Genomic DNA, 2,893 nt, shown 5'->3' with positions numbered 1-2,893 from the left:
TCACGGCGCTTGCTCAGGCGCTCGAGGACGGGGAAGACCCCGATGGGCGCCCAGGTGGTTCCAAGTCGGGACCGAAAGTGTCCCTCCGGCAGGCGTGCGTGAGCATGCCGCCGGGGGCCCTGTAGACTGGGGGACGGCGCGGAGCGCCGGTGGCGTGCCGCGAGGAGGTGAAGGAGGCGACCGGACCTGCTCCGGTCGAAGGAAGGACTGGACGAATCAGCTCGCGGACGGCGTGTCCTCGGCAGCCAGGGCCTGCTGGTAGTTCCAGGGCATCCACTCGCCCGGCGCATCAGCCACCGCCTCCGGGTGGCGAAGCAGCGCCACCAGGTAGTCGAAGGGGTTGCCCTCGCACAGCTCCACGGTGTGGATGAGGCTCATGAAGACGTCTCCCACGCCAGCGCCCTTCAGCGTCCGGTAGAAGAGGGCGTTCTTGCGGTGGAGGATGGCCTTCTTCAAGGCGCGCTCGCACACGTTATTGTCCAAGGGGGCGCCCTCCTCCCGCAGGAAGAGCGTCAGCTTCAGCCAGTGCTTGCGCATGTAGGCGATGGCATGGCCGAGCCCGGAGTTGGGCTCCACCTTGCGCTGGGTGAGTTGCTCGTCCAGCCACGCCTTGAGCTTCTCCATCACCGGCCCGCTCTCTCGCTGGTGAAGCGCCAGCCGCTCGGGGGGAGACAGTCCGTCTCGCCGCGCGGCGGCATCCACCCGGTACACCTCCCGCAGGGCCTCCAGCACGTGCTTGCATTCGGCTGGGAAGTCGGTGGCCACGTCGACGAAGCCACGCCGCGCATGCGCCAGGCAGTTGGCCAGCACGGTGGCGAACTCGCCGGGCACGTTCCTCGCCAGCGCGTCGCTCATCTGAATGGGCGCTGCCAGTTCGGCCGCCCGTTGCTTCAGCACGTCGGCCAGGTTCTCCCCCGCATGCTGGCGTCCCGTGAAGAAGAGCGCGATGGGGTGCTGCTCGTTCACGGCGAGGATGCCCGAGGTGAACACCCCGGTCCGCTCCTCCGGCTCCCCCGCGGCGGCCGCCTGCACCTGCTCCTTTGTCAGCGCCAGCACCTTCATGACGGTGTCGTCGTTGTGAAGCACCGGGGCCTGGGCCGCCTGGTTGACCAGCTCGTCGAAGGCGGGCCGCAGCTTCTTGGTGCCGGCCTCGACGAGTTGCCATTGGGTGGTGGCCGGCAGCGGGATGCCCAGGCCCTCCTGGAGCTTCTCGATGCGGTGGAAGGGCAGCCCCGTGCCGTACTTGAGCAGCCCCGTCATGGCCACGGCCGTCTCGTCGTACTTCTCCTCGCCCACGCCCTCGGGCGCCTGGGCGGTGTACACCTCGCCGCACAGGTTGCAGCGCAGCCGCTCGCACTCCCACACGGTGGCCGAAAGCGGCGCCATGCCCGTTACCCGCACCCGCACGGCCGGCTCACTCAGCGGGTAGACCTTGCCCCTCAGGCAGCCCTGGCACGCCTCCCCGCTCTTCAGCCGGGCGTGCGTTACCTTCTCTCGTCGGGCCCCCGTGTAGGCCGCCGCTGCGTGGCGCCCATGCCCCGGGGCACGGGCCTTGTCCTCCGCCGGGCCCTGGGGCGGCTGGGCGGGCGGCTGCCCCGCCTTGCGCAGCACCTCGTCCGTCTTCTCGGTGGGAGCGCCGAAGAGCAGCCGGCGCAGCCGCTCCAGGCTCGTCCCCTTCGCTTGCAACTCCGCCGTCAAGAAGGCCAGCGTGTCCATGGCCGCCTTCAGCTTGGCGAAGTCCTCTTGGCTGAGTGTCCCCCGGGTCCGCTCGACAATGCCTGCCAGCTCCACCGGGTCCACTGGCCTTGGCTGACGCTTCTTCTTGCCCATTGCCGCTACAACACGTCCCATCAGCCCAAGCCTACCTGGGACGTTGGGGGCCGGCCTCGCTCCCTTGGAGAGCGACAAAGCCGCCCTCCTTCGGGTCAATGGCCGCCAGCCTCGGGGCGCGGCCTACGTGCCGACCTTGCGCCAGTCGGCCGCCGCCTGCGTGGCCGAAGGGTCTCCGGCGCTCAGCAGCACCTGCAACTCGTGGGCGCGCAGCGCGGCCGCCGCCTGGCTCGCCGTGGGCCACCAGCGAAAACGCCCCTCGGAGAGGCGCTTATGACACAGCCAAAAGCCCTGCCCATCAAAGACGAGCAACTTCACCGCGGTGCGCTGGCGGTTGCGGAAGACGAACACCGCCCCGCTGAAGGGGTCCTCCGCGAGGGCCGCCCGGCATTGCTGCGCCAGGCCGTCGACGCCTCGGCGGAAGTCCACCGGCTCAATGGCCACCAGCACCCGCATCTGGGGAGTGATTTGAATCATGGGCCCCGCAGCGCCGCCACCAGGGCGGGCAGGTCGAAGTCCCTGCACGAGGAGGGCACGGTGAGCGTCAGCCGGCCTCCCTCCCGGGCCACGTACTCAATGACCAGGCTGGAGACGGGGGCGGGCGAGAGCCACTGCGCGGCGCTCACCTCAACGAACCCCTCGGCCTTCGCCGCTTTTCGGGCCTGCCTGCTCGGCGGGGACGCGGCCAACGTCCGAGCCTTCAGCCCGGCATGGCCCACTCCCAACGCGCGCGCGACTCGGGAGACGCCGTAGCGCCGCGCCGCCGAAACCGCGGCCCCCCACAGCTCCTCCGGCATCTGTCCCTGCCGGGTACGCGTCCGCCGCCACTGCTCAATGCGCCCTCGCAACTCCTCGACCTCTTCCGCTGCTACAGCTCGTCGCGCCACCGTGTCTCTCCGGGTCCACTCCAAAGGGCCGAAGACGGTACTGGGTGGCGCCAGGGCCGTTCACGCACGCCTGCCGAAGGGACACGACCGAAACGTACGACCCGTCTCATCCAGGAAGGCAATCGCCCACCCGCTTCGTCGAGCCCCCTTTTGATGCGAGGCCAGTCGCGCAGCAG

3 protein-coding genes are annotated in these 2,893 nt (G+C 69.9%); all 3 read right to left on the bottom strand.

Going from position 1 to position 2,893, the window contains the following annotated elements:
• Positions 1-216 precede the first annotated feature (216 nt).
• The 3 genes from K8638_RS44040 to K8638_RS44030 all read right to left on the bottom strand — a co-directional run bounded on the left by K8638_RS44040 (position 217) and on the right by K8638_RS44030 (position 2,678).
• Positions 217-1,830 carry an IS66 family transposase gene (locus K8638_RS44040; protein ID WP_223760786.1) on the bottom strand — a complete coding sequence of 538 codons (1,614 nt, stop codon included), beginning with the start codon at positions 1,828-1,830 and terminating at the stop codon, positions 217-219.
• Between the two features lie 123 nt (positions 1,831-1,953).
• Positions 1,954-2,307 (bottom strand): IS66 family insertion sequence element accessory protein TnpB, encoded by a 354-nt coding sequence (tnpB, locus tag K8638_RS44035; RefSeq protein WP_223760785.1) that lies wholly within the window; start codon positions 2,305-2,307, stop codon positions 1,954-1,956.
• Positions 2,304-2,678 (bottom strand): hypothetical protein, encoded by a 375-nt coding sequence (locus K8638_RS44030; protein WP_223760784.1) that lies wholly within the window; start codon positions 2,676-2,678, stop codon positions 2,304-2,306. The genes tnpB and K8638_RS44030 overlap by 4 nt, the downstream gene beginning before the upstream one ends.
• Positions 2,679-2,893 lie beyond the last annotated feature (215 nt).

It is taken from the genome of Myxococcus sp. RHSTA-1-4, from assembly GCF_020037125.1.
Classification (GTDB): Bacteria; Myxococcota; Myxococcia; order Myxococcales; family Myxococcaceae; genus Myxococcus.
This window is presented reverse-complemented; position numbering and strand designations above follow the sequence as displayed.